Here is a 24520-nt window from a genome sequence, read left to right as displayed (position 1 = left end):
TAATTATGTGAAAAATCAGGAAGAAATACATATTTTCTTCAAGATCGAATTGGCGGACACAGGGCTCGAACATGCGGATTTCAGACATTCCGTTTGTCTACAAACTCATGGCAGCCGTTGCCCTCCCTCTCATATTGGCGGCTTACCTTGCGCAGTCGAAAATCGACCAAGCGTACGTCGCCTATTCCGAGATGGCGCGTCTGGTCGAGTCCACCGCCGCCATCCAGAAGGCGGCCGACCTGATCCACACGCTGCAGGTCGAACGCGGCACGACCGCCGGATTCGTCAATTCGCGCGGTGCGCTGATGAAGGACGGGATGGTCGAGGCACGCCGAGCCACCGACGAGAACATCGCGGCCTACGAGACCGCTCTCGAAGGCTTGCTGGTCACGCCCGCCATCTCGGAATTGTCGGAACAGGCGCGCGACAGTCTCACGAAGCTCGCCGGGATGCGCGCCGAGATCGACGCCTTGCGGGCGGCGCCGCGGGCGACCTTCGAATTCTACGTCAACACCATCACGCGGATCACCAACCTGGTGGATACGATGATGAGGACCAGCAGCGAGTACCATCTGGCGGCCCGCCTTCTCTCCTACGAGGAATTGCTTCTCGCCAAGGAATATGCCGGCCAGGAGCGTGGGCTCGGCGCCGGCATGATTGCCCGAGGGCGCTTCGATCCGCCGGCGTTCTCGCCGTTCCTCGCCCTCGCCGGCTCTCAGACCATCCTTCTCGATCGGTACAAGGCGGCCCTATCGCCCCAGATGAAGAGCGCTTTCGAAAAGCGCCTGGCAAGTGCCGGCCAGGACAGGATCACGGCGATACGCGGCGAAATGACCAGGAACGGCGTCGATACCGATCTCGGTCAGATTGACAGTGCGGAGTGGTTCTCGGTGTCGAGCCGTCTGATCGACGAGTTGAAGGCGATCGAGGACGAGGAACTCGGCGTAATCCAAACGATGGCCCGCGATTTCGCGGACGAGCAATGGTCGCACTTCCTGAAGCTTTTGGTTCTCAATGGCCTCGCCTTGGCCACGACGGTCGTTGGAACGTTGCTGTTGGGTCGCGCGATCAATCGGCCCCTGCGCGCGCTCGCCCTGTCCATGCGCAAGCTCGCCGAAGGCGTCGTCGACATGCACCTCGTCGACGTCGAGCGGAAGGACGAAATCGGCCAGATGGCCCGCGCCGTCCATCGCTTCGTCGACATCACCCGTGACAAGGCCGAGGCTCAGCGCGACGAGGAACGGCGCCACGCACAGGAGCGGGAAAGCGACCGCGCCGCGGCGGCGGCCGAGCGCATGGAAAAAGCGGCCACGGTCGAACAGGCCCTGGCTGCCCTGGGCAACGCCCTCGACGCGTTGGCGAAGGGAAATGTCGGCGTCCGCATCACCGCCCCCTTCACCGCCGACATGGACACGGTTCGCACGACCTTCAACAACGCCGTCGAGACCTTGGACAAGACGCTTGCATCGGTCACCACGGTCACCCAAGTCGTGCGCCAGGGCGTCCAGGAACTGCGGAGCGCCAGCGACGATCTGGCGGGACGCACCGAGCACCAGGCCTCGTCTCTGGAGGAAACAGCGGCCGCCCTGGGTGAAGTCGCGGGGGGCATTGGAACGACCTCCAAACGCGCGGGCAGCGCCAAGGATCTGGTGACGGAAATGTCGAGATTTGCCGACACCTCCTCCGGAATCGTACGCGAGAGCGCGGCCGCGATCGAACAGATTTCCGAGTCCTCCCGGGAGATCAGCACCATCAGCAGCGTGATCGACGAGATCGCGTTCCAGACCAATCTTCTGGCACTCAACGCCGGGGTGGAGGCAGCGCGGGCGGGCGAAGCCGGCAAGGGCTTCGCTGTGGTCGCCCAGGAAGTTCGCGCGCTTGCCCAGCGCTCGGCCAATGCCGCGCAGGAGATCAAGAGATTGATCGAGCGCTCCCTTCAAGAGGTCGACCATGGCGTCGCGCTTGCCGGAAAAGCCAACGATTCGATCGAGGGCATCGTCGAGCGAGTAGCCCGGGTCCAACGAGAGGTGGAAGCGATCGTCGCAACCGCCACACAGCAGGCCGACACGATCGGAGACATCGACCGGGCCATGTCTCAGATGGACGTCGTGACGCAGCAAAATGCGGCCATGGTCGAGCAGTCGACGGCGGCCATCCATACGCTGGCGACGGAGGCCGAAAACCTGGCCCGGCAATTGGCGACGTTCACATTCACCCGCGACAAGGCCGCCAGGCCACACGCGCCGGCCCGTTCGGCGGCCTGAGCACAACGCGGCACGGACGGCGGCCGTCGCCTTGGCGACGTCGTTCAAGACGGATGGCATCGTCCAGGGCGAGGAAGCCCCTTGGCCGCTCGTCCGGTGGAAATCGGCGGGCCATCTTCCGGTCGTGGCGGGTCGGCTGATATGCGGAGGCCGCATTTAACTGTCCGGCGTTCCGCGCTATGGAACTCGTCCCGAGCGACGCGATCCAGAATCGCGCGCTCGGGAGACTTCGATCTCCGCCGTTTCACCCGCCGGCCAGCGCTGCCGACCGATTCGCTCCGCGGGAACGACACAGGCCTCCTCGCAGATGGATTCCACCGCCGACCCCATGTCCGAACCCCTCGATCAAACCGCCGACGCCCTCCTGTTCGACATGGACGGCACCATCCTCACCTCGCTCAAGGCGGCCGAACGCGTCTGGGGCGCTTGGGCGGCCCGCCAGGGCCTGGATGTCGAGGCGTTCCTGCCGACCATGCATGGCGCCCGGGCCGTCGACACCATCCGCAAGCTCGGCCTGCCGGGCGTCGATCCGCAGGTCGAAGCCGAGGCCATCACCGAGGCCGAGATGCACGACGTGGAGGGCATCGAGGCGATTGCCGGCGCGGCGGATTTTCTGGCAGGCCTGCCCATCGGCCGCTGGACGATCGTGACATCCTCACCGCGCCGCCTCGCCGTTCGAAGGCTCGGCGCGGCCGGGCTGCCCGTGCCGAACCGGATGATCACCGCCGATGACATCACCCGAGGCAAGCCCGCCCCGGATTGCTATCTCCGCGGCGCCGAAATGCTCGGTGTCGCGGCCGACCACTGCCTGATCTTCGAGGACGCGCCGGCCGGCATCGCGGCGGCCGAGGCCGCCCATGCCAAGGTCGCCGTCATCACCGCGACGTTCCATCATCCGGTGGAGACGTCGCATCCGACCTTGCGCGACTATAGCGGGCTGAAGAGCGAGGTTCTGGCCGACGGCCGGCTGCGGGTCTTCGCATCGGACTGATAACGACCGCGACAGGGGGCCGCCGCACCATGATGGCGGCGCCCACCGCGATCATGGCCATGCCGGCGCCCTCCTGTAGCGAAAGGCTATCGCCGAAGAACAGCACGGACCAGACCGCGGCGAAAATCAGATAGGCGTTGTCGAACACTCCGACGACGGGCGAAGGCGTCAGCCGGTAAGCCTGGGCGACGGCAATCGCGATGACGGAGAGGAGAACGCCGAGGAGCCCCACCAGGAGCCAATCGCGCAAGAGCAGCGAGGGCCATACGGCAAGGACGAAGCGATCGCCGTTCGCCGGCCCGAATACGGCGAGCCCGGTAATGCCGGCGGCTCCCGCCAGCGCCAAAGCGATATTGAGGGTGAACGCCATGGCGGCCGCGTCTTCCTCCTTGCAGCGACTCCAGGTGATGATCGCAGCCGCGGCGTAGAAGAACGCCGCCGCCAGAGGCAGGACGATCACGGCAGAGAGGGAAGCGGCCCAAGGATCGACCACCAGCATCACGCCAACCAGCGCCGACAGGATGGCGATCCAGCCGAACACGCCGATACGCTCGCCGAGAAAGACTCGCGACAGCAGCGCCATCCAGACCGGCGCGGTATAGTAGCAGGCCGCAGCCAGGGCGAGGGACATCGACGGCAGCGCGGCGTAATAGCAGCCCCACATCGCCGTCAGGCAGAGGCTGCGCGCCCATACCCACAGTGGTCGTTTCAGCCCCAAGCGCGGATGCCCCGCCCCCCGAACGAGGACGATCGCGCCCGGGATCAGGACGACCGCGAAGGCCGAGCGCAAGAACACGATCTGCGCCAGTCCGAGCCGATCGCCTGCGCTCTTTACGAGAGCGTCGGAGAGCGAGAGCAGAAAAACCGCCAGCACGATCGAGGCGATGCCTCGTGCATGGTCGCCGAACCGGCAGTAGCGATCAAATTTCCATTCCATGAAGACTTGGAAATCAGATCGCAATCCCCTCATAAAATGAGAAATTGCCGTCCATGCATGAGCTACAGGAATGAATTCGTTGTCCCGCTCCTTGCCGGCGCTTTCCCGACTTCGCCCTTTCGAGGCGGCGGCGCGGCTCGAGAGCTTCACGCTGGCTGCGGCGGAATTGGGGTTAACACAGACAGCGATCAGCAAGCAGATCGCCGCCCTGGAGGCGGAGCTCGACACGCCTTTGTTCGTGCGTCGCAACCGCGCCGTGTTTCTGACCGAGGAGGGCCGGCGGTTCGGCCGCATCGTCAGTTCGGCCTTGGCCGAGATCGCCGCCGAGGCGGCGGCGCTGCGTGGCGGTGCCGGACCAGGGGGGCTGGTTCTGCATTGCCAACTCTGCGAGGCGTTCTATTGGCTGATGCCGCGTCTGTCGCGGTTCCACGAGCGCCATCCCGACATCGAACTTCGCGTGATCAGCGCTCTTGCGCCACTGACGCAGGCCGCCGAGCCGTTCGACGTGGCGATTCAGACGACGGGACGGCCGTTCGGGTCCGCCCGCTTGGCGTTCACGGCTTCGGACGAAATCTTTCCGGTCTGCGCTCCGGGAGTGATCTCGCCCAAGCGGCTGCCGATCCCGCCGTCCGATCTGGGCGGTTTTCCTCTCCTGTCTCACCGCGTCGTGCCGCAGGATTGGCTGGACTGGCCCGAATGGTTCGAGGCCATCGGGCTGGACGAAACACCGACGATCCGCCCGAGCTATTTCGACAGCTTCCCCCTAGTCCTGCAGGCGGCGGTCGCCGGCCAGGGCATTGCGCTGGGATGGCGACGCACCGTGGCCGGCCTGATCGGCGAGGGAAAGCTGATCCGTCCGTGTACCGAGACGGCCCTTCGCCCCACCGAACTTTCGGTCTTTCGCGGCATCCGGCGCGGCGGTCATCGCGAGACCGACGCGCTGCTTCGCTGGCTGCGCGACGAGATGGACGAGGAGACATGACGACAGCGATCGTACCGCCGTCGCCCCGCGCTGGCTCAAAGGGTCGTGCTGGTCAGGCGGCGGCCACGATCGCCGCGACGACATCTGCGACGTCGCCCTCGATCGGCACGATCGCCTGCTCGTCCAAAAACTTCTTTTCCATCCGGGTCAGTTCGCCGGACAGCAGCGCGTAATGCGGACCGCCGGAGCGCTTCATGATCTGGCGGGCAAACGTCCTCAGCATCTGGTCGTCGAAGCGGCAGCCGAGGAACAGGAAGCCCCTGCCCTGCCGGCGCGACTTCACCTCGTCAGGAATTGGCGACTGGATGTCGATCTCTGTCAGAACCTCGACATAGTCGCTGTCCGACATCAGGAAACCGTAGTCCTTCTTGGCCAGTCCGTGCGGCTTGTAGACGAGCGAACGCCAGGCCGGATCGGGCCCCGCCTCGCACAGCGCGCCGGAAGCGTCGTAGGTGCGCGTCCAGATCTCGGCCCATTGGCCGTTGCGGGTGACGCCCTGGACCCAGCCCCAATCGGCCGGCCCGGTGCGGTAGGCGTCGATGAGCCCGTCATCGTACCAGACGTCGACCACCAGCGGCGGGCGCACCGAGGCGATCCACTCGTGGACGGGATTGCCACGCACGCCACTTGCAAAGGCCTTTTCGACGATGGCGTTGAGCGTCCCGCGAAAGCGGCGGCTTTCGACGAACTGCGCCACCGACCAGAGATTGCCGGAAGCCCGGCGCGGCGCGCGGACCTGCGCCTCGATGACGGCGGCGAGTGCCGTGGGCGAGGTCGGCACCTCCGACTGGCCGAGTGCGGCGACCCCGGCTCCGAGATAGGGGACGAGCGTGCCGGCACGCACCGCATCGAGGCATTGGTCCAGACGGGCAGACGGCGCCATGGCCGTCAATCCTCGCCGGCGCGGCGCCGCGCCTCGACCGTGATCGGCAGGCGGGGCGACGCCTCCATCGCCGGTAACTCCAGCACCCAGCCATTGGCGAGCCTGGCCCAGCCACCCCAGAGGTCCGGATTTTCGGTCTCGACGATCAGTTCCTCCAGGTCCTTCTTGGCCACATAGGCCTGAAAGCCCTTCGGCGTCTCGCTGATGATCACCTTCATGCCGTCCTCTCCTGGCTGGGCTCGGCCACGAGCTCTCTGGCCCGCATCCCGACGATCGAGCGGCGATCGACGAACTCGACCGCGTAGATGTAGAACTGCTGCAGAAAGACGCCGATGTCGCGCACATAGCCGACGTCCCCCTTCTTCACGACGATCTCGCCGATCTCGCGGCCGGCCATGGTACCGTCGTTCTTGATATGCTTGGTAGAGCGCACCTTGTCGCCCGGCATGAAGATCGGCGGCTTGTAGACTTCGATTTCGCGATCATCCGTCGACATGGGCGGCCTCCAGCTCGATCAGGCGCTTGCGCGCGGTTTCGGCGATCAGCGGTTCCGGATCGCCCATCAGCCTCAGGAGAAGATCGTCCTTGGCGCGCTCGGCCACCACGTGGCGCACGCGCATGTCTTCGTCGGAGACCATCAGCGCGAGCCGGCTGAGCGGCAGGCGTTCGGCCACCGTGCGGCGCACCAGGGGATCGGCGTCGGTCGCCAGCGCCTCCAGCCAGGCCAGCGGCACTCGGCGCGCGACGACCTTGCGCACCTCGGCGTCCGCATCACCGCTCAGCACCGGCAGCATACCCGGTTCGGCCCGGCGCGCCGCGACCACCCGCACGAACGGATCCGGGTCCTCGAACAGGAGATGCTGATCGGACGGCTCCAATCGGTAGGCGACCGCCGTGCGCACGCCGCGATCGGGGTCCTTGAGGCGCCGGCGCGCCTGCACCGCCGGCAGGCGCATGATGGCGATGGCCCGGACCTCCGGGTCGGGATCGTCGAGCAGCGGCGGCAGCCGGAAGACGGTCGCGCGACGCGCCGCCAGAGCCCTCACCTCGAAATTCGGATGGGTCAGGCATTGATCGGCCAGGTCCGGATTGAGCAGAAGAAAGCGCTCCACCCGCTTGGAATAGCGCTCGTCGGCGCAGGCCCAGCCGAGCCCGCACTTGCCCGCCTCGCCGCGCGCCTTGAACTGGCACTGGCCGCAGTCGAGCGCCTTGCCTTGCCAGTCGATCGGTTCAGGTCCGTCGGACATTCGACACTCTAGGCTGGTACGCAGGTCCCCGGTGAAGGGCAGACCTCGGCGCATTGCGGATCGTCGAACTGCCCCTCGCATTCGGTGCATTTCGCCGGATCGACGGCGTAAATGCCCTTCTTCATCTTGATCGCGCCGTTCGGGCACTCGAACTCGCAGGCACCGCAAACGGTGCAGCTTTCGACGACGATGGTCATGGCCATGATCGGTCTCCCGTCTTCAAAAGGGCGGTGTCAGGCAATAGCGGCCCGCTCGATCGCCGGAGCGTTGAGCCGGCGATAGAAAGCGGAAACCGAGGTCTCGATGTAGTCATGGGCGTAGTCGGCGATCGCGGTGATTCCCGCGGCCTCCAAGGTCTCGCGCGGACAGTCGCCGATCTTGGCGCAGAGGATCGCCGAGACGCCCTCCAGCGTCCGGATCACCACGTCGAGGCGATCGTCTTCTCCGACGCCGCCGACGCAGTAATTGTCGGCGCGGCGGTGGGTGATGAAGCGCACGCCCTTGGCGTCCACCTCGTAGATCTGAAATTCCTTGGCATGGCCGAAGTGCTGGTTGATGCGCCCGCCGCCCTTGGTGCAGACCGCGACCAGCATGGGCGACGTGTCTTCGGCCACCGTCTCGCCGGTCTCGGCAACGGCTTCGGCCGCCGCCGCGCGCCGGTCCTCGCGCTCGGAAGCCACCCATTCGCGATAGGCATCCCGCTTCGACGGATCGTAGCTGACCGTCTCGGGCACCTGGTCCATGGTGAACTCCTGGCCGCGATCCTCGCCCAGCAGGCCGACCGCATCGGCGCGGCACTGGCGGCAATGGCGCATCAGATTGGCGCCGCCGCCGCAGGCATCCTGCAGAGCCCGCAATTCCTTGGCCGTCGGGCCGCGCTGGCCGTTGAGGCCGAAGACGGTGCCGTGCTCGGGCGCCGAGATCAGCGGCATGATGTTGTGCAGGAAGGCGCCCTTCTCCTTGACCACCTTGTTCACTTCCAGGAGGTGCTGGTCGTTGATGCCCGGGATCATCACCGAATTGACCTTGACCAGAACATCCCGCGCGACGAGCAGATCGAGGCTCTCCATCTGCCGCTCGTAGAGGATGGTCGACGCTTCGATGCCGGTGCGGCGTTTTCCCTTCCAGAAGATCCACGGATAGATCGCCGTGCCGATCTCGGGGTCGACCATGTTGATGGTAAGCGTCACATGGTCGATCGCCATCTCGGCGATCTCGTCGACATAGTCGGGCAGCGCCAGGCCATTGGACGACAGGCACAGCTTGATGTCGGGCAGCTGCTTCTGCACCAGTTCGAAAGTCGCCTTGGTCTTTCGCCAGTCATAGACGGCGTCGCCCGGCCCTGCGATGCCCAAGACGGAAAGCTGCGGCACCTCGTTGGCGACCGCGATCACCTTGCGGGCCGCCTCTTCCGGGCTCAAACGCTCGGACACGACGCCCGGCCGGCTTTCGTTGGCGCAATCGTACTTGCGATTGCAGTAGTTGCATTGGATGTTGCAGGCGGGCGCGACGGCCACGTGCATGCGCGCGAAATAGTGATGCGCCTCCTCCGAATAGCAGGGATGGTCCTTCACCTTGGCCCAGATGTGCGCCGGCATGTCGGCGGGGCCGGCGGACGAGCCGCAGGAGGAGGACGAGCAGCCGCTCTTCGGGGCGTTTCCCTGCGACAGGCTTTGGGCCAGCGCGTCGCGCGAGCCGATCTTCAGTCCATCGAGGGCAATGACGGTGGCGTTCATCGGCCTGGCAACCTCTCCTGGATGACGGTTCGCACAAGGTCATGCAGGAGCCGTGCCAAACGTACGAACCAAAGCAATATCAAGGCATTGGGATTATCCGGTGCGCCAACTCCCTGTCGCACCTCCGACATCGGGTCTCAAATGCGACATGGATCGTCCGGCGCATCGGGTGGGACGTCCTTGCCGGGTGCCGGCCGGAAAGGTCCGTCCGATTTCAGCCGGCACCTCGAACTTTAACCTGCGCTATTCTTGACTTCCCCGATCAGCTTTCGGTAACTGGACATCCATCCAACCGAAGACCGGGCCGCTATGCTGGCGCCATTTCTCATCATGCTCCGCGAGGGCATCGAAGCCGCCCTGATCACCGGTATCGTCGCCACCTACCTGCGCCAGACGGGTCGCGGCGCCTTCATGCCCGCCGTCTGGGTCGGCGTGCTTCTGGCGATCGCGCTGTCCCTGTTCGTCGGCGCCGGCCTTCAGGTTGTCAGTGCCGAATTTCCGCAGAAGGCGCAGGAATTCTTCGAGGCGATCGTCGGACTGGTTGCCGTCTGCGTGCTCGTCTCCATGGTGTTCTGGATGCGCAAGGCCTCGCGCTCCATCAAGACCGAGTTGCACGACTCCATCGACGCCGCCTTCTCGGGCTCGTCCGGCGGCACCTGGGCGCTGATCGGCATGGTGTTTTTCGCCGTGGCGCGCGAAGGCCTGGAATCGATCTTCTTCCTGCTGGCGATCTTCCAGCAGAGCCAGGGCCCGGCCGCGCCACTCGGCGCCTTGGCCGGCATCCTCGTCGCCGCCGTGATCGGACTGGCCATCTATGGCGGCGGCGTGCGCATCGACCTCAAGCGCTTCTTCCGCTGGACCGGCGCCTTCATCCTCATCGTCGCAGCCGGCATTCTGGCGAGCGCGGTGCGCAACCTGCACGAGGCGGGCGTGTGGAACGGGCTGCAGGAGCGGGCGTACGACCTTTCCGGCGTGCTTTCGGTCGACAGTCCGCTGGGCACGGTGCTTTCCGGCATCTTCAACTATCAGGACGCGCCGACCGTCGGCGAGGCGATCGTCTATGTCGTCTTCCTCGCGGTGTCCCTGTTCCTCTTCTTCCGGCCGGAAAACCGCTCGTCGCAGGCGCCCTCCCCCACCATGGAGCAGACCAATGCCGGCGCCTGACCGCAAGACGCATGCGCCGTCGCGGCGCTGGCTGATGGCTGGCGTCGTGGGCGCTGCGGTGCTGGTCGTGGCCGGCGGCGCCGCCTTCTACTATGCCTCGCTGCACAGCGACAACGGCAAGAGCGCCGGCGATGTCGAGGTCGCCGTCACCGCCAGCGCCTGCGAACCGAACGAGTTGACGGTGCCGGCCGGCAAGCGAAGCTTCGAGATCGTCAACCGCTCCGACCGTCCCGTCGAGTGGGAAATCATCGACGGCGTCATGGTGGTGGCCGAGCGCGAGAACATCGCACCGGGCTTCCGTCAGACCGTTTCGGCGCGCCTCGTGCCCGGCGAATACGAAATCACCTGCGGGCTTCTCTCCAATCCGCGCGGCGTCCTGCGGGTGACGCCGTCCGGCGAGGCCGATCAGGCGCAAGGACAGCAGCCGACGTTGCGCGCCTATCTCGGGCCGCTGGCCGAATACAAGGTCTTCCTGGCGATGCAGGGCTCGGCCATGGTCAAGGATGCCGAAAAGCTCGCCGAGGCCATAAAAGCGGGCGATCTCGACAAGGCCCGGTCGCTCTATGAACCGGCCCGTCTGCCCTACAAGCGCGTGGAACCTATCGCGGTCCGCTTCGCCGACCTGCAACACCGGATCGACCCGGTGGCCGACTATCTGGAGGGCCGCGAAGCGGACCCGGCCTTCACCGGCTATCACCGGCTGGAATACGGCCTGTTCTCCCAGCAGAGCCTCGCCGGACTGGAACCTATTGCCAGCGGGCTGATCGACGATCTCACCGCGCTGAAGGATCGGCTTCGTGGCCAGAAGCTCAGGCCATCCCTTCTGATCGACAGCGCCGCAGGCATGGCCCGGCAGCTCGGCGAGGGGCGGCTTGAACAAGGCGAGGAGCGCTATGCCGGCACCGACCTCGCCGGCGTCGAAGCCAATCTCGCCGGCATCCGCAAGATCGTCGACCTACTCGTGCCGGTCGTCGAACCCGCGTCGCCCGACGCCGCGAAAGCCGTTCAAGCCAAGCTCACCGGCGTCGAGGCCCTTTTGGCCAAGGAAAAGAGCGGCAGCGGCTTTGCCCCTTACGACCAGGTCAGCCAGACCGACCGGGACGCCCTGATCCGCGCGTTCCAGGAACTGGCCGATGCTCTCGACACGCTCTCGCCAGCCATCGGGATCGGTGAATCATGACGGACTCGCAAGCCAAAACCCTGCGTGACAAGCTTTCGGCCAGCCGACGACAGGTCCTGTTCGGCCTCGGAGCGGCCGCCGGCGGCGGCATCGCTCTCGGCTTCGACCCGGCCCGTGCCGAGGGCGATGCCGGCTTGGCCAAGACCGGCGAGAAGCAGGTCGCCGACGCCCCGACGGGCAAGGAGGAGCAGAGCGACCGGCAGCCGTTCTACGGCAAGCATCAGTCCGGCATCGTCAATCCTCGTCCGGCCCACGGCATGCTGGCTTCCTTCGACGTGGTGGCGCGATCGCCGGAGGATCTCGAGCAAATGCTCCGGGCATTGACCTCGCGCATCGCCTTTCTCATGCGGGGTGGTCCGACGCCGGAGCGCGATCCCCGGCTGCCGCCACCCGATTCGGGCCTGCTCGGCCCGACGATCGAGCCCGATAATCTCACGGTGACGGTGGCGCTTGGCGCCTCGCTGTTCGAAAATCGCCCCTGGCTCGAACCGCACAAGCCGAAGCGGCTCATCCGCATGGTCGAGTTCCCCAACGACGCACTGCAAAGCGAGCTGTGCCACGGCGATCTCAGCCTTCAGTTCTGCGCGAACCTGCAGGACACCAACATCCATGCCCTGCGCGACATCGTGAAGAACCTGTCGTCCTTCATGGTGATGCGTTGGATGCAGGAAGGCTCCGTTCCGGTGATGGCGCCGAAGCACGACGGCACGACGGAAAGCGCCCGCAACTTCCTCGGCTTCCGCGACGGCTCGGCCAATCCCGATTCGACGGACGGGCAGATGATGGAGCGGATCGTCTGGGTCGGGGAAAACGACGACGAGCCGGAATGGGCGAAGGGCGGCACCTACCAGGCCGTGCGCATCATCCGCAACTTCGTCGAGCGCTGGGACCGCACGCCGCTGCGCGAACAGGAGCAGATTTTCGGCCGCGAGAAGGACAGCGGCGCGCCGCTGGATGACGGCAGGACCGAGCAGGACGTGCCGAACTATGCCAGAGACCCGGACGGCGTTTTGACGCCGCTCGATTCCCACATCCGGCTCGCCAATCCGCGCACCGAGCTGACGGAGGAGAACATCATTCTCCGCCGCCCCTTCAACTATTCCAACGGCGTGACGCGATCCGGCCAGCTCGACCAGGGACTTCTGTTCATCGCCTATCAGGCCGATCTGGAGAAGGGCTTCATCACGGTTCAGAGCCGGCTCGATGGAGAGCCACTGGAGGAATACATCCAGCCGATCGGCGGCGGCTATTTCTACGTGCTGCCCGGCGCTCACGATCAGGACGACTATCTCGGCCGCACGCTCCTCGAAGCGGCGGCCAACCTCTCGCCAACCCAGTCATGACCAGCAGAAAAGGAAACTGACCATGACCCTGAAGACGTTGCTCGCCGCCAGCGCCCTGGCCGTCTCCGCCAGCACCAGTGCCATGGCGGCCGCCGACGCCACGCTCGACCTGGTCGAGCCGATCGCCGACTACAAGATCTACGTCTCCGAAAAGACCGACGAATTGGTCGAGGACACCCAGGACTTCGTCGACGCCATCAAGGCGGGCGACATCGAAAAGGCCAAGGAGCTCTACGCGCCGACCCGCATGAGCTACGAGGCGATCGAACCCATCGCCGAGCTCTTCAGCGACCTCGACGTGTCGATCGATGCCCGCGCCGACGACTACGAGAAGGGCGAAGAGGACCCGACCTTCACGGGCTTCCACCGCATCGAATACGTCCTGTGGGAGCAAGGCTCCACCGAAGGGCTCGATTCCTTCGCCGACAAGCTGATGGAAGACGTCAACGATCTGGATCAGCGCATCGCCGACCTCACCTTTCCGCCCGAGACCGTCGTCGGTGGTGCGGCAGCGCTGATGGAAGAGGTCGCCGCCACCAAGATTTCCGGCGAGGAAGACCGTTACAGCCACACCGATCTTTGGGACTTTCAGGGGAATTTCGAGGGTTCGGAGAAGATCTTCGAGCTCGTCCGGCCGCTCATCGAGTCGGATGATCCGGAGTTCGTCGAAACCGTTGCGGGCAATTTCGACGACGTCGAGGAGACGCTGTCGAAGTACAAGACCGACGACGGTTACGAGACCTACGACAAGCTGACGGACGAGGACCGCACGCTTCTGTCGGCCCGCGTCAACACGCTGGCCGAGGATCTCTCCACGCTGCGCGGCAAGCTCGGCCTCGACTAAGACGATCGGCGGACGGCATCGCCGCGAAACCGAAAGCCGGGCGCGGGCCTGCGGGTCTCGCGCTTGGCATTGCGGGATGCGGCTCCGGATGGCCCGTTCAGAACTTCACGACGTCGATGCCGTGCTTCTTCAACGCGTAGCCGATCTGACGCGGCGTCATGCCGAGCAGCCGGGCCGCTTTGGCCTGCACCCACCCCGAGCGCTCCATCGCCTCCACCAGCTCATCGCGCTGGCTGCGGCCTGAACCGTTGAGGTGGGCGCCGGTGTCGCGGTCGGGCGATGCCGGCGCAGGCGGCGCGATCGACACCGGAATTGCCGGACGCGAGACGACCGGCGGCCGCGGCGGATCGATCCGCGTGGGCTGTGGCGAGTTGAACACCGGCAGGTGCATGCGGCCGCCGTGCGCCAATCCCCCGACCGGGGCCTCGCCGCCAGACTGCAGCCGCCAGAGCTGTGGCGAAAGACAGGCGTCCTGCTGGCACGCCATGTCGAGTTCCTCGATCACTGGGCCGCTGGTCAACGCCGCGGCGCGGTTCACACAGTTTTCGAGTTCGCGCACATTGCCCGGGAAGGAGCACGCCTGGAGCAGTTGCAAGACCCTTGGGCTGAATCGGAGACGGGTGCCGTTCTCCTGATTGAAGCGGCCCAGGAACGCTTCGGACAAACGCGGGATGTCGTCGCGGCGATCGCGAAGCGGCGGCAGGATGATTGGAACGACGCAGATCCGGAAATAGAGGTCGGCCCGGAACTGGCCCGCGGCCACCGCCGCTTCCAGATCGCGGTTCGTGGCGGCGATCAGCCGCACGTCCACCTTGACCGTCTTGGTGCCGCCGACGCGTTCGAATTCACCCTCCTGCAGAGCACGCAGGAGCTTGGCCTGGAAGGACGCCGAGATCTCGCCGATCTCATCGAGAAACAGCGTCCCGCCGTCCGCCAGCTCGAACCGGCCCTTCTTCTGCGCCATCGCGCCGGTGAACGAGCCCTTTTCGTGGCCGAACAGCTCCGATTCCAGCAAGGTTTCGCTCAGCGCGGCGCAGTTCAGCTTGATGAAGGGCTTGTCGGCGCGATCGCTGAGCTGATGGATGGCCCGTGCGAACAGCTCCTTGCCGGTGCCGCTCTCGCCCCGCAGGAGCACTGTGGCGCGTGTCGGCGCGACCTTGCGGATGCGCTCGTAGACCGCGCGAATGCCCATGCTCTCGCCGATGATGTCGCCCGCCGGGGCCTCGGCCACTCCGCCTTCGTCCTTGTAGGTCCGGTAATCCTTGAGCGCCTTGGCCGCCTCGCTGGCCTCCGCCATCAGCCGTTCACGGTCGCGCGCCACGATCCGGCGAAAGCGCAGCGACTGCGCCATCAGGCTCGCGACCATCTTGATCAGCCGCAGATCCTGATTGATCTCCCAGGGCTCGTCGTCCTCGAGCGTTCGATAGGCGACGATGACGCCCATCACCGCCGGCGAGGGATCGCGATCGAGGATCGGCGCGGCGATCAGCGTGACCGGTCCGCTCGCGCCGAAGTCGGGAGGGACGGCATCGGCGCCGAGCTCAGCCTGGACGTTCTGGATGACCGTGGCGATCCCGGTGCCCAGCACCGTGCGCACCACCGCCGGCGGAATGGCGCCGCAGGATGCGGGCTCGGCGTCGTCGGTGTGCGTGGTCGCGGCGATGACATACGGATTGACCTTGGTGTCGGCCAACGGATGATCCGGATCGACAAGCAACGCCACCGCACCGCGGCGCAGTCCCATGAACGAGGACAGGACACGCAGGACGGGAGAGAACATCTTGCCGGCCTCGACCGGACCGGCAAGAATCTTGCCGACTTCGTAAAGCACGTCGAGTGAGCGATGCTCATGCTCTTGCACATGGCTGTTGGGCTGCCGGATGCGCGAGATCGTTTCCACCATCGATACCCTCGATGTGAACGTGAACGCGGCTCCTCCCCACAACCAAGAAAGCACTTGCCGGGTCTCAAGGCAACCAACCAACTTGATGAAAGTTTAGGCACTTGCGGTGTACGCAAAGCCCCTTTGCCTCAATGCCGGTCCGGCTTGTGGAGCGGAGCGGCCGCCGCACGCCGATCCCCGGCATGGCTGCGCGGTGCATCGGAGGCGGCGCCGACCGGCCAGTCGGCGGTGCGCCGGCTGAGGGCCAGGAGGTCGTGCACCTGGCCGGTGATCTGGCGTCGCACCTGCCGATCCAGCTTGTTCATCCATGCGTCGGGGATGGCGTCGACGCCGTAGGTGGCGCCGGCGAGCATGCCGACGAGCGCGCCCGTGGTGTCGGCATCGCCGCCCTGGTTCACGGTCTCGACCAGGCAATCGCGGAAATTGTCCGTCGCGAAATAGTAGTGCAGCACCGTCTGCACCGTATCGACCACGAAAGCCGAGCTCAGCCCGCGATAGGGCTGATAGCGAAAGGCGTCGCGACGGGCGACCATGGCGTCCGCCTCGCGCCGGGCGTCGTCCTTGCCGCCGCCAGCAATCAGCAGGCGAACCATGTGGCCGAGGCCGATCGTGGCGATGTCGGACAAGGGATGGTTATGGGTGGTGTGCGCCTGATCGCGCGACCAAGCCTCCATCAGCGGCGGATTGAACAGGGATGCGAGCACGACCGGCAGGTTGCGCATCAATGCGCCGTTGCCCGCGTCGCCCTCGTTGAACGGGGTCGCCGTCGTGCCGTGCACGATGAAGCGCTGGATGCCGCGCCGACAGGTGTTACCGACGTCGACCGGCCGGCTCCGCAGCCAGGCAGCAAAGGCATTGCACACCGCTTCGGCCGAAAGGCCGCTGCGCGTCACCAGCGAATCGCCCAGCACCAAGCTCATCTCGGTGTCGTCGGTGACCTGACCGGGTTTCAGGCGCAGCCAACCGCCGCCGACCATCTTGGTATGAAGCTTGTGCTGCGCCCGAATCTCGCTCGGCGTCAGGAACTCCACCGTGGCGCCGAGGGCATCGCCGACGGCCAAGCCGAAATAGGCGCCGAAGGCGCGATCACGAATCGTCGTGTCGATGCTCTGGGCCATGGGCCGAGCTCCCGTCCGCTACGAGCAAGCCTCGCGACTTATTTGTTCCTCGACCGCCTAAAATGCCAAGCTGGCATGAAGCCGCAGGTGGCGGATTTTATTCTAGAAATAGCTGGCGTTGACGCGGTAGTCGCCACCGATCGCCAAATACTCGCCCTCGCCTTTCAGCGCGTGTCTAGGCAGCAGATCATTAAAGAACAGCAATTTTGCGACCGGGACGTGTGCCTCCAGGATGGTATCGCCGAAACAGCCCGCGATTTCGCGATCTCCGGTAAAGCTGATCAGGTTGTTGAGCCTCAGCACGACGGTCCGCCGATCCAGCCTTTCCACGATCTGGTGTTCATCGAAATCGTTGACGCCGCGATAGAGCGTCAGGTGCTGCGCATCGCCGCAGTGCCACGCGGGCAGGCACCACTGGCAGTATTCATAGAGCAGATCGAGCTGCGCGTGAATGGCGTTGTTGTGGAAGCGGCTCGTCATTTTCTCTTCGACATAGGCGCTCCAGGCAGCCCCGCCGACGCGGTCGAGCGGCGCCTTGTGATAGGTCGGAAACAAGCCGAACCGGCTTTCCACCCAGCCCTTCAGCACCGCGCCTTCCGGCCCGTTGCTGTCGTAGCCCCAGCCTTTGAGAAGCCGCAGATAGCTCGAGCGAAAACGGCGCGGCCCGGCGACCTGCCGACGCTCGTGCTGTTCGGGATCGAGACCGAACAAGGCGCCCATGTAGCAATCGAAGGCCTCGGCCGCCTCTCCCGCGCTGGTGGCGTCGGCCAGCATCTCGAACAGGCTGGGATTGAACTCCTTCACCCCGGCGATACGCAGTCGCTGCGGCCGGTCGTTGAAATCCACCGAAGCCAGGAGATCGGTGGACAGGCCGACGAGGTTGGTCCCGTGCCCCCGTACGTTGCGGACGGTTCGAGCCCGGTCGATCGGCCCCTCGCGCGTTTCTCGGTCGCGCACCTCCTCCACCAACTCGTCCACTGCCGTCCCCTCGGTCCACCCGATTCAATGAGCCTGACAGATGGGCCCGATGCAACCCCGGCCTCGCAACTTACGCCGAATTTTCGGCTTTGCGCGAAGTGTGACAGTCGAAGGATTGGCCTATCATTGCGATGACGACTCCCCAAGAAGAGGCTATGTCGACCAGGGCGGACCATCACCTCGCGTTGAGGATGAGAGCATAAGCGTGTTTGCGCGCCTGACTGCGATCAACTACACGATGTGAAGAACTTCGCAGGATTGCGATCCGCCGGGGAGAGGCGAAGAGGCATGCCCATGTCCGATGCTGAGATGACGTCCAAGATCGTTCCCATCATCATGGCCGGAGGGGCCGGCTCGCGGCTTTGGCCGGTGTCGCGCGCCTCGATGCCGAAGCAATTCATCACCTTGCTGGACGATTTTCTGTCGCCGTTCCAGGCGACGGTCCGGCGTGTCACCGGCGAGGACTTCGCGCCCCCCATCGTCATCACCAACAACGACTTTCGCTTCATTTGCGCCGAGCAGCTGGCCGAGCTCGGGATCGAGGCCGAGATCGTCCTGGAGCCCGAACGGCGCGACAGCGCCGCCGCGGTGGCCGTCGGCGCGCTGATGGCCGAGCGGCTGACGCCGGGCGCCCTCTGTCTGGTGCTCGCCTCCGACCACGTCATCAAGGACGAGGACGGGTTCCTGGACGCGATCCGCGCGACGTCACGAGCGGCGGCGGAAGGCCGGATCATGACCATCGGCATTACCCCGGACGGTCCGTCGACGGCCTACGGCTACATCCAGATGGGCGCCCAGGAGCTCAGCAACGGCGCCCGCGTTCTCGAACGCTTCGTCGAAAAGCCCGATGCGGCGACGGCCGAGCGCTACATCGCCGAGGGCTATGTCTGGAACAGCGGCAATTTCGCCTTTCCCTCCTCCGTCATGATCGACGAACTGGCCCGTTACGCGCCCGAGGTGCTGGAGGCCTCGCGCGCCGCCATCGACAAGGCGCAGCGCGATCTCGACTTCATCCGGCTCGATCCGGCGGCCTTCGCCCACTCGCCGAAGATCTCGATCGACTACGCGGTGATGGAGCGCACCAAGCTTGCCGGCGTGCTGGAAGCCGAATTCGGCTGGTCCGACATCGGCTCGTGGGATTCGCTGCACGCCATCCGCGACAAGGATGCCGCGGGCAACGTGCTGAAAGGCGACGTCATCGCCTTCGACACCACCAACAGCCTCGTCCAGAGCGACGAGATCCTGACGACCGTGCTGGGGCTCGACGGGGTCGTCGTGGTCACCACCCAGGACGCCGTGCTGGTGGCGTCCAAGAGCCGAACCGCCGACGTCAAGCGGCTGGTGGCCAAGCTCGAGGCCGAGGACCGCAAGCAGGCCACCGAGCATCTGCGCATCCACCGTCCGTGGGGCTGGTATCAGCGCATCGACATCGGCCCGCGCTTCCAGGTCAAGCACATCAGCGTCAAGCCCGGCGGAACGCTCAGCCTGCAGCGCCACCACCACCGCGCCGAGCACTGGGTGGTCGTCCACGGCACCGCCGAGGTGACGATCGACGACACGATCGCGTTCTACCATGAGAACGAGGCGGCCTATCTGCCGATCGGCTGCGTCCACCGGCTGCGCAACCCGGGCAAGATCGACCTCAAACTGATCGAGGTCCAGGTCGGCAGCTACACCGGCGAAGACGACATCGTGCGGATCGAAGACATCTACGCCCGCGTGGCTCCGGCATAGGACGAGGTCGGGCCCGACGCGGCAATGCGCGCCGGGCTGGACGCTCAGCCGACCGAACGCGCGGCTGGGCGCGGCAGACTTTGGTCGTCGCGGCCAAGCGGACGCAGGGCATGTCCGTTCGCGTCGAAAAGACGAAGCGCGTCGGGCTCGGCGCTCAGCGCCACCGTCGTGTCGCGTTCCAGCTTGACCTCGCCTTGAAGCTTGGCGACGAGCGGCTCCTCGCCGCGGCCGATATCGACATAGACCAGCGTCACCTCGCCCAGCGATTCGACCAGTGTCACGGTGCCGGAGAAGAGCGCAGGGCCGCGATCGACCAGATGGAGATTTTCCGGACGTACGCCCAGATGTCCCGCCTGTCTCGCGCCCGAGGAGATCGAGATCGGCAGCACCACCCGGTTGCCGCCCTCCGGCTCGACGACGGTCTCCGCCCCGGTCGGCTCGATCTTCGCCGGCAGGATGTTCATCGACGGCGAGCCGATGAACTGCGCGACGAACAGGTTGTCCGGATCGTTGTAGAGCTCCATCGGCGTGCCGACCTGCTCGACATGCCCCTTGTTGAGGACGACGATCCGGTCCGCCAGCGTCATCGCCTCGACCTGGTCGTGCGTGACGTAGATCATCGTCGTATCGCTCATCCGCTCGTGCAGGCGGGCGATCTCGATGCGGGTGGCGACGCGCAGGGCCGCGTCGAGATTGGACAGGGGCTCGTCGAACAGAAAGACCTTGGGATCACGAGTGATCGCCCGGCCGATAGCGACACGCTGGCGCTGGCCGCCCGACAGCGCCTTGGGCAATCGGTCGAGATAGGGCTCGATCTGCAGGATCGCCGCGGCCTGGCGCACGCGACGGTCGACTTCCTCCTTGGAGGCGCCGCGATCGAGCTTCAGGCCGAAGGCCATGTTCTCGTAGACCGTCATATGCGGATAGAGCGCATAGGACTGAAACACCATGGCGACGCCACGGGCCTTCGGCGTCAGCGAATTGACCACCTGGCCGTCGATCTGCAGGGTGCCACCGGTGATGTCCTCCAGCCCGGCGATGACGCGCAGCAGCGTGGACTTGCCGCAGCCCGACGGGCCGACGAACACGATGAACTCACCCGAACGGATATCGAGGTCGATGTCGTGCAACACGTCGACCGAGCCGAAAGACTTCTTGATCTTGGTCAGCTTCAGATGCGCCATGGTCGTCTCCTCATCCGGACTGCTCCTCCCAAAGCTTGCTATAGTTTGCCGATAAAGCCGTCATGGCCGGCGAGCTCGATCCGACCGGTCCCAAGCCGCCCCTGAAAGCCGTGCCCCGCGAGAGGGCTCGGCATGAGGTCGGACGGCAGCTCGAACACGGTCGGATCGGGATCGAGATTGAAAACGACGAGCAGCCGCTCTCCCTCGTGCTCGCGAACGAAGGCCAGGACGTCCGCGGACGATGGCAGGAAGGTTTGGCTGCCCTTGATCAGCGCCGGATGGGCGCTGCGAAACGCCAGCAGTTTGCGATAGGCGTGAAGCAGCGAATCGGGCGTTCTTTCCATCTGTTCGACGGCCCGCGGCAGGTGGCCCGCCGGGATCGGCAGCCACGGCCTGGCCGTGGAAAAACCGCCGTTTTCCAGCCCACCGTCCCAGACCATCGGCGTGCGACAGCCGTCGCGGCCCTTGACCTCGGGCCACAGATTGATGCCATGCGGATCGACCAAGTCCTCGTAAGCGATCTCGGCCTCCGTCAGGCCGAGCTCCTCGCCCTGGTAGAGACATACCGAGCCGCGCAGCGTGAGCAGCACGCCGGCGGCGAGCCGCAGGATGCGGTCGGCGTCCCCGCGCCCTTCCGCCCAGCGCGTCGCATGGCGCGTCACGTCGTGGTTGGAAAATGCCCAGCAGGCCCAGCCATCGGCCGCCGCCTCCTCGAAACGTTCGATCGGCCGCTTCAGGTCTTCCACCCGCGGCATGCGGCCCGACAGGAAGTCGAAGGCATAACACATGTGCAGCTTGTCGCCGCCACCCGTATAGGCGCCCATCAGTTCGGCGCCATGGATCCGCTCGCCGATCTCGCCGACCATGGCAGCCGGCGGATATTCGTCCAGCAGCGCGCGCAATTCGCGGAAAAAGACGAGGTTGTCCGGCCGGTTCTTGTCGTAGACGTGGTCCTGCCAGTTGTAGGCTTCGCTGCGCGGCGCCATGATCTCCGAACGCAGCTCCAGCGCCAACACCGGATTGTCGCGCAATTCCCTGTCATGAAAATAGAAGTTGGCGGTGTCGAGCCGGAAGCCGTCGACGCCTCGGTCCAGCCAGAAGCGGACGTCGTCGAGCAGCGCCTGGCGCACCTTCGGATTGTGGAAGTTGAGGTCCGGCTGGCTGGTCAGGAAGTTGTGCAGATAATATTGCTGGCGCCGCGAATCCCATTGCCAGCTGGTGCCGCCGAAGACCGACAGCCAGTTGTTGGGCGGCGTGCCGTCGTCCCTGGCGTCGGCCCAGACGTACCAATCGGCTCTCGGATTGTCGCGGCTCTGCCGGCTTTCGACGAACCAGGGATGACGGTCCGACGTGTGCGACAGCACCTGATCGATGATCACCTTGAGCCCCAGTCGATGAGCCTCCGCCACCAGCCCGTCGAAGTCGGCGAGCGTCCCGAAGATCGGATCGACGTCGCGGTAGTTCGAGATGTCGTAGCCGAAATCCTTCATGGGCGAGGTCATGAAGGGCGACAGCCAGATCGCATCGACGCCGAGCGAGGCGACGTAAGGCAGCCGCTGCCGGATGCCTTCCAGATCGCCGATCCCGTCGCCGTTCGAATCCTGGAACGAGCGCGGATAGATCTGATAGAGCGCCGCACCGCGCCACCAATCGCGGTCGACGGCTCTTTGGCTGGCGTGGGGGTTGGTGTTTTCGGCGATCGTATCCAATCAACTCTCCATTACGCGGCCGCCTCGAAGGCGGCATGATAGGTGATCTCGCCGGTCGCTGCCGGCGGCTCGATCACGAAGCGCTGCACGTTTCGAGTGGGCAGGCCCCGGTAGGTCAGAGCCGCGTCGCTTTCGAAACCCAATCGGCGATAGAAGGCGGGATCGCCGATCAGGACGCAGCCTTTCGCGCCGGCCCCGCGCAATCGGCGCAGGCCTTCCTCGACGAGCAGCGATCCGATGCCCTGATGCTGGACATCGGGCCGGACGGACAGCGGGCCGAGACCATACCAGCCCGCCTCCCCGCTTCCGACGAGCGCCGGGGAGAAGGCGACGTGGCCGACGATCTCGCCGTCCGCCTCCGGGCCGGAATCCACGGCGACGAGAGACAGCGTCATCGCGCCGGCTTCCCGCAGCCGATCGATGATCGCCGCCTCGGTCCCGTCGCTGTGCGGCGCGTCGCGAAACGCCGCGTCGGTGAGAGCGCGGATCGCCGCTGCGTCGGAAGCCGTCTCAGGCCGGATGCGGATCGCCCGGGTCACGCCTTATCCTTTGACGCCGCCGGCCGTCAGGCCGGAGATGATCTTGCGCTGGAAGATAAGAACCAGAACGATCAGGGGAACGGTCACGATCACCGAAGCCGCCATGATCACGCCCCAGGGGATCTCCTGTTCGGAGGCCCCCGACAGGAGCGCGATGGCGACCGGCACCGTGCGCGTGTCGTTGTTCGACACGAAGGTCAGCGCGAACAGGAACTCGTTCCATGCGGCGATGAAGGCGAGCAGCCCCGTCGTCACCAGCGCCGGCCACATCAGCGGCAGGAAGACCTTGAGCACGATGGTCAGGGGCGCGGCGCCGTCGACGATCGCCGCCTCCTCGATCTCCACCGGCAGGTCCCGCATAAAGGTGGTCAGCACCCACACGGTGAACGGCAGCGTGAAGATCATGTAGGCGAAGATCAGCGAGAACAGCGAATTGTAGAGCCCCGCTGCGCGGACCATCTCGAACAGGCCCGCCAGCACCGCGATCTGCGGAAACATCGACACGCCGAGGATGGTGAGCAGGAGCAGCGTGCGCCCGGCAAAGCGTATGCGCGACAGCGCATAGGCCGCCGTGACCGCCAGGAACAGCGAGATCACCACCACCGAGGTCGCAACGATCACCGAGTTCAGGACATTCAGCGGGAACACGCCCTGGGTCAGGAGATCGACGTAGTTCCTGATGTCCACGTGGGTGGGCAGATAGTCCACCCGGAAGAGCGCCGTGCCCGATTTGAAGCTCGTCAGCACCGCATAATAGAACGGGAAGATCGAGAACAGGACGATGAACGCCACCAGCAGATAGAAGCTGGTCTGCTTGACGATGGTAGGCATCAGCGGCCTCCCTCGAACTCGAGCCGCGCCGCCTTGATGTAGACCAGCGTGATCATCGCGATGACCAGGAAGAGCAGCGTCGAGGCTGCCGAACCATAGGCGAACTTGTCGAACTGGAAGAGGTTCTCCTGGGCGAACACCGACATGGATTTGGTCTTCGTGTTGTTCGGCGTCAGCACATAGATCAGATCGAAGACGCGCAACGCGTCGAGCGCCCGGAAGATCACCGCCACCAGGATGGCCGGGCGGATCAGCGGCAGCGTCACCTTCCAGAACACTTCGACCGGATGGATGCCGTCGATCTTGGCGGCCTCGTAGATGTCGCCCGGCACCATCTGCAGTCCGGCGAGGATCAGGAGCGCCATGAACGGCGTCGTCTTCCAGACGTCGACGAGGATGACGGCGGCCATCGCCGTATCGGGATTGGCGGTCCAGGCGATTGGGGCCGACAGCACGCCGATCGACATTAGCATGTCGTTGATGATGCCGAACTGATCGTTCAGCATCCAGGCCCACATCTTGGCCGACACGATGGTGGGAATCGCCCAGGGGATCAGCACCGCGGCGCGCACGAGGCCGCGACCGACGAAGTTTGCGTTGAGGACCAGAGCGAACACCAGCCCCAGGATGGTCTCGATGACGACCGAGATGACCGTATAATAGACGGTGTTCCAGACCGCATTCCACCAGTTCGGGTCGACGAGGAGCCCGAAGTACTCGCCGGTGCCGTCGCCATAGTCGACATATTCGAGATAGTTGCGGATGCCGACGAACTCCGCGCCGCCCAGATCGTCGAGACTGGCGTTGGTGAAGGAGAACCAGATCGTCTTGATCAGCGGCCAGCCCGCGACGATCGCCAGCACGACGATCATCGGCGTCAGGAACATCCAGGCGGAGCGCAGCCGCTGGCTGGAGAGCTGGGACCGAAGAGCAGCCGCCTGATCGGCCTCGAA

Annotated in this window: 23 protein-coding genes; 8 read left to right on the top strand and 15 right to left on the bottom strand. The window is 65.4% G+C overall.

Features of this window, described 5'->3' with window-relative positions:
• Positions 1 to 191 precede the first annotated feature (191 nt).
• Both SMD10_RS04340 and SMD10_RS04335 read left to right on the top strand, forming a co-directional pair.
• The gene (locus SMD10_RS04340) at positions 192 to 2264 is read left to right on the top strand and encodes a methyl-accepting chemotaxis protein (RefSeq protein ID WP_331684419.1); all 2073 of its coding nucleotides are present in this window, start codon (positions 192 to 194) and stop codon (positions 2262 to 2264) included.
• A 307-nt stretch (positions 2265 to 2571) separates the two neighbouring features.
• Positions 2572 to 3255 carry an HAD-IA family hydrolase gene (locus SMD10_RS04335; protein ID WP_331684418.1) on the top strand — a complete coding sequence of 228 codons (684 nt, stop codon included), beginning with the start codon at positions 2572 to 2574 and terminating at the stop codon, positions 3253 to 3255.
• Here SMD10_RS04335 and SMD10_RS04330 read toward each other — a convergent pair.
• Positions 3140 to 4192: a DMT family transporter gene (locus SMD10_RS04330; protein ID WP_331684417.1), complete on the bottom strand. Its 1053-nt coding sequence runs from the start codon at positions 4190 to 4192 to the stop codon at positions 3140 to 3142. The genes SMD10_RS04335 and SMD10_RS04330 overlap by 116 nt on opposite strands.
• 70 nt (positions 4193 to 4262) lie before the next feature.
• On the opposite strand from SMD10_RS04330, the gene SMD10_RS04325 reads away from it, so the two are divergent.
• Positions 4263 to 5174 (top strand): LysR substrate-binding domain-containing protein, encoded by a 912-nt coding sequence (locus SMD10_RS04325; protein ID WP_331684416.1) that lies wholly within the window; start codon positions 4263 to 4265, stop codon positions 5172 to 5174.
• Positions 5175 to 5226: 52 nt separating this feature from the next.
• On the opposite strand, the gene SMD10_RS04320 is transcribed toward SMD10_RS04325, so the two are convergent.
• The 6 genes from SMD10_RS04320 to nifB are packed head-to-tail and all read right to left on the bottom strand — an operon-like array spanning position 5227 to position 9040.
• Positions 5227 to 6057 (bottom strand): SIR2 family NAD-dependent protein deacylase, encoded by an 831-nt coding sequence (locus SMD10_RS04320; RefSeq protein ID WP_331684415.1) that lies wholly within the window; start codon positions 6055 to 6057, stop codon positions 5227 to 5229.
• Positions 6058 to 6062: 5 nt separating this feature from the next.
• A complete protein-coding gene (nifT, locus tag SMD10_RS04315) occupies positions 6063 to 6275 on the bottom strand; it encodes a putative nitrogen fixation protein NifT (protein WP_331684414.1) in 213 nt (70 codons plus the stop codon).
• Positions 6272 to 6553: a nitrogen fixation protein NifZ gene (locus SMD10_RS04310; protein WP_331684413.1), complete on the bottom strand. Its 282-nt coding sequence runs from the start codon at positions 6551 to 6553 to the stop codon at positions 6272 to 6274. The genes nifT and SMD10_RS04310 overlap by 4 nt, the downstream gene beginning before the upstream one ends.
• The gene (locus SMD10_RS04305; RefSeq protein ID WP_331684412.1) at positions 6540 to 7304 is read right to left on the bottom strand and encodes a 4Fe4S-binding leucine-rich repeat protein; all 765 of its coding nucleotides are present in this window, start codon (positions 7302 to 7304) and stop codon (positions 6540 to 6542) included. The genes SMD10_RS04310 and SMD10_RS04305 overlap by 14 nt, the downstream gene beginning before the upstream one ends.
• Positions 7305 to 7312: 8 nt before the next feature.
• Complete coding sequence (locus SMD10_RS04300; RefSeq protein ID WP_331684411.1) at positions 7313 to 7507, bottom strand: 4Fe-4S binding protein; 195 nt, start codon at positions 7505 to 7507, stop codon at positions 7313 to 7315.
• Between the two features lie 30 nt (positions 7508 to 7537).
• Positions 7538 to 9040, bottom strand: coding sequence for a nitrogenase cofactor biosynthesis protein NifB (gene nifB, locus SMD10_RS04295; protein ID WP_331684410.1), 1503 nt, complete (start codon positions 9038 to 9040; stop codon positions 7538 to 7540).
• Positions 9041 to 9349: 309 nt separating this feature from the next.
• Here nifB and efeU point away from each other — a divergent pair, with 309 nt between their 5' ends.
• The 4 genes from efeU to efeO (SMD10_RS04275) are packed head-to-tail and all read left to right on the top strand — an operon-like array spanning position 9350 to position 13571.
• Entirely contained in the window at positions 9350 to 10204 is an 855-nt protein-coding gene (efeU, locus tag SMD10_RS04290) for an iron uptake transporter permease EfeU (protein ID WP_331684409.1), read from the top strand.
• Positions 10191 to 11384 (top strand): iron uptake system protein EfeO, encoded by a 1194-nt coding sequence (gene efeO / locus SMD10_RS04285; RefSeq protein WP_331684408.1) that lies wholly within the window; start codon positions 10191 to 10193, stop codon positions 11382 to 11384. Before efeU ends, efeO (SMD10_RS04285) begins: the two co-directional genes overlap by 14 nt.
• The gene (gene efeB / locus SMD10_RS04280) at positions 11381 to 12727 is read left to right on the top strand and encodes an iron uptake transporter deferrochelatase/peroxidase subunit (protein ID WP_331684407.1); all 1347 of its coding nucleotides are present in this window, start codon (positions 11381 to 11383) and stop codon (positions 12725 to 12727) included. Before efeO (SMD10_RS04285) ends, efeB begins: the two co-directional genes overlap by 4 nt.
• Before the next feature lie 22 nt (positions 12728 to 12749).
• Positions 12750 to 13571: an iron uptake system protein EfeO gene (efeO, locus tag SMD10_RS04275; RefSeq protein WP_331684406.1), complete on the top strand. Its 822-nt coding sequence runs from the start codon at positions 12750 to 12752 to the stop codon at positions 13569 to 13571.
• Between the two features lie 97 nt (positions 13572 to 13668).
• On the opposite strand, the gene nifA is transcribed toward efeO (SMD10_RS04275), so the two are convergent.
• The 3 genes from nifA to SMD10_RS04260 form a co-directional block, all read right to left on the bottom strand.
• The gene (gene nifA / locus SMD10_RS04270; protein WP_331684405.1) at positions 13669 to 15474 is read right to left on the bottom strand and encodes a nif-specific transcriptional activator NifA; all 1806 of its coding nucleotides are present in this window, start codon (positions 15472 to 15474) and stop codon (positions 13669 to 13671) included.
• Between the two features lie 128 nt (positions 15475 to 15602).
• Complete coding sequence (gene draG, locus SMD10_RS04265) at positions 15603 to 16592, bottom strand: ADP-ribosyl-[dinitrogen reductase] hydrolase (RefSeq protein ID WP_331684404.1); 990 nt, start codon at positions 16590 to 16592, stop codon at positions 15603 to 15605.
• A 102-nt stretch (positions 16593 to 16694) separates the two neighbouring features.
• A complete protein-coding gene (locus SMD10_RS04260; RefSeq protein ID WP_331684460.1) occupies positions 16695 to 17519 on the bottom strand; it encodes an NAD(+)--dinitrogen-reductase ADP-D-ribosyltransferase in 825 nt (274 codons plus the stop codon).
• Positions 17520 to 17864: 345 nt separating this feature from the next.
• On the opposite strand from SMD10_RS04260, the gene SMD10_RS04255 reads away from it, so the two are divergent.
• Complete coding sequence (locus SMD10_RS04255) at positions 17865 to 19304, top strand: mannose-1-phosphate guanylyltransferase/mannose-6-phosphate isomerase (protein WP_331684403.1); 1440 nt, start codon at positions 17865 to 17867, stop codon at positions 19302 to 19304.
• Between the two features lie 44 nt (positions 19305 to 19348).
• Here SMD10_RS04255 and SMD10_RS04250 read toward each other — a convergent pair whose 3' ends face one another.
• Genes SMD10_RS04250 through SMD10_RS04230 form a run of 5 tightly spaced genes read right to left on the bottom strand, consistent with a single transcriptional unit; the run spans position 19349 to position 24454 of the window.
• A complete protein-coding gene (locus SMD10_RS04250) occupies positions 19349 to 20488 on the bottom strand; it encodes an ABC transporter ATP-binding protein (RefSeq protein ID WP_331684402.1) in 1140 nt (379 codons plus the stop codon).
• Positions 20489 to 20526: 38 nt separating this feature from the next.
• On the bottom strand, positions 20527 to 22188 hold the full coding sequence (locus tag SMD10_RS04245; protein WP_432757182.1) for an alpha-glucosidase family protein: 1662 nt from the start codon (positions 22186 to 22188) through the stop codon (positions 20527 to 20529).
• 20 nt (positions 22189 to 22208) lie between these two features.
• Positions 22209 to 22724 carry a GNAT family N-acetyltransferase gene (locus tag SMD10_RS04240; RefSeq protein ID WP_331684459.1) on the bottom strand — a complete coding sequence of 172 codons (516 nt, stop codon included), beginning with the start codon at positions 22722 to 22724 and terminating at the stop codon, positions 22209 to 22211.
• A 15-nt stretch (positions 22725 to 22739) separates the two neighbouring features.
• Positions 22740 to 23570 (bottom strand): carbohydrate ABC transporter permease, encoded by an 831-nt coding sequence (locus tag SMD10_RS04235; protein ID WP_331684458.1) that lies wholly within the window; start codon positions 23568 to 23570, stop codon positions 22740 to 22742.
• The gene (locus SMD10_RS04230) at positions 23567 to 24454 is read right to left on the bottom strand and encodes a carbohydrate ABC transporter permease (protein ID WP_331684457.1); all 888 of its coding nucleotides are present in this window, start codon (positions 24452 to 24454) and stop codon (positions 23567 to 23569) included. The genes SMD10_RS04235 and SMD10_RS04230 overlap by 4 nt, the downstream gene beginning before the upstream one ends.
• Between the last annotated feature and the right edge of the window lie 66 nt (positions 24455 to 24520).

Source organism: Consotaella aegiceratis (assembly GCF_036541425.1).
GTDB classification, from domain to species: domain Bacteria; phylum Pseudomonadota; class Alphaproteobacteria; order Rhizobiales; family Rhizobiaceae; genus Consotaella; species Consotaella aegiceratis.
This window is presented reverse-complemented; position numbering and strand designations above follow the sequence as displayed.

Excerpts from the sequence above, each read along its gene's own strand:
- SMD10_RS04340 (WP_331684419.1), top strand. The coding sequence starts at position 192 with ATGGCGCGTCTGGTCGAGTCCACCGCCGCCATCCAGAAGGCGGCCGAC.
- SMD10_RS04335 (WP_331684418.1), top strand. The coding sequence starts at position 2,572 with ATGGATTCCACCGCCGACCCCATGTCCGAACCCCTCGATCAAACCGCC.
- SMD10_RS04330 (WP_331684417.1), bottom strand. The coding sequence starts at position 4,192 with ATGGAATGGAAATTTGATCGCTACTGCCGGTTCGGCGACCATGCACGA.
- SMD10_RS04325 (WP_331684416.1), top strand. The coding sequence starts at position 4,263 with ATGAATTCGTTGTCCCGCTCCTTGCCGGCGCTTTCCCGACTTCGCCCT.
- SMD10_RS04320 (WP_331684415.1), bottom strand. The coding sequence starts at position 6,057 with ATGGCGCCGTCTGCCCGTCTGGACCAATGCCTCGATGCGGTGCGTGCC.
- nifT (WP_331684414.1), bottom strand. The coding sequence starts at position 6,275 with ATGAAGGTGATCATCAGCGAGACGCCGAAGGGCTTTCAGGCCTATGTG.
- SMD10_RS04310 (WP_331684413.1), bottom strand. The coding sequence starts at position 6,553 with ATGTCGACGGATGATCGCGAAATCGAAGTCTACAAGCCGCCGATCTTC.
- SMD10_RS04305 (WP_331684412.1), bottom strand. The coding sequence starts at position 7,304 with ATGTCCGACGGACCTGAACCGATCGACTGGCAAGGCAAGGCGCTCGAC.
- SMD10_RS04300 (WP_331684411.1), bottom strand. The coding sequence starts at position 7,507 with ATGGCCATGACCATCGTCGTCGAAAGCTGCACCGTTTGCGGTGCCTGC.
- nifB (WP_331684410.1), bottom strand. The coding sequence starts at position 9,040 with ATGAACGCCACCGTCATTGCCCTCGATGGACTGAAGATCGGCTCGCGC.
- efeU (WP_331684409.1), top strand. The coding sequence starts at position 9,350 with ATGCTGGCGCCATTTCTCATCATGCTCCGCGAGGGCATCGAAGCCGCC.
- efeO (WP_331684408.1), top strand. The coding sequence starts at position 10,191 with ATGCCGGCGCCTGACCGCAAGACGCATGCGCCGTCGCGGCGCTGGCTG.
- efeB (WP_331684407.1), top strand. The coding sequence starts at position 11,381 with ATGACGGACTCGCAAGCCAAAACCCTGCGTGACAAGCTTTCGGCCAGC.
- efeO (WP_331684406.1), top strand. The coding sequence starts at position 12,750 with ATGACCCTGAAGACGTTGCTCGCCGCCAGCGCCCTGGCCGTCTCCGCC.
- nifA (WP_331684405.1), bottom strand. The coding sequence starts at position 15,474 with ATGGTGGAAACGATCTCGCGCATCCGGCAGCCCAACAGCCATGTGCAA.
- draG (WP_331684404.1), bottom strand. The coding sequence starts at position 16,592 with ATGGCCCAGAGCATCGACACGACGATTCGTGATCGCGCCTTCGGCGCC.
- SMD10_RS04255 (WP_331684403.1), top strand. The coding sequence starts at position 17,865 with ATGTCCGATGCTGAGATGACGTCCAAGATCGTTCCCATCATCATGGCC.
- SMD10_RS04250 (WP_331684402.1), bottom strand. The coding sequence starts at position 20,488 with ATGGCGCATCTGAAGCTGACCAAGATCAAGAAGTCTTTCGGCTCGGTC.
- SMD10_RS04230 (WP_331684457.1), bottom strand. The coding sequence starts at position 24,454 with ATGTTCCTGACGCCGATGATCGTCGTGCTGGCGATCGTCGCGGGCTGG.